General features: G+C 69.5%; 1 protein-coding gene. It reads right to left on the bottom strand.

What is annotated here, in order from left to right; translation table 11 throughout:
- The coding region (locus tag HB633_RS30635; RefSeq protein ID WP_213781865.1) for an AMP-binding protein at positions 1-597 on the bottom strand (597 nt) is incomplete at both ends.

The following is a 597-nucleotide window of genomic DNA, read 5'->3' as shown; positions in this document are numbered from 1 at the left end:
ACGCGCCATGGCTGATGCAGACGCCCTTGGGCTGCCCGGTCGAGCCCGACGTATAGATCACATAGGCCAGATGGCCCGCCCGCGCGAGCGGCGCGGGCCGGGTTCCGGCACACGCCTCGAATCGCGCGGCATCGGTGTCCATGCACACCACTTGTGTGCGTCCATCGTCGTCCGCTCCCATGACCTCGCGCAGGGCCGACTGCGTCAGGATCACCGCAGGCGCGGCATCGCCGATCATGTAGGCCAGCCGTTCGCGCGGATAGGCAGGGTCGAGCGGCACGTACGCGCCCCCTGCCTTGAGAATGCCGAGCAGCCCCACCACCATGGCCGCCGAACGCTCGACACACAGCGCCACCCGCACATCCGGCCCGACCCCGAGCGACCTCAGATAGTGCGCCAGCCGGTTCGCGCGCGCGTCCAGCGTCGCGTAGTCGATCCGTTCATCGTCGAACACAAGCGCCATCGCGTCGGGCGTGCGCGCGGCCTGCGCCTCGAAGCGCTCGGGCAGGCTCTGCGCGTCCGGCTGTTCAACTTCGGCTTCCGTCGCGTTCCACGTCTCGACGATGCGCCGATGCTCGCTGGCCGCAAGCATCGGCA

Source organism: Caballeronia sp. dw_276 (assembly GCF_018449635.1).
Lineage (GTDB): Bacteria > Pseudomonadota > Gammaproteobacteria > Burkholderiales > Burkholderiaceae > Caballeronia.
Note: the sequence above shows the minus strand (reverse complement) of the source record. Positions and strands in the feature narration are given on the sequence as shown.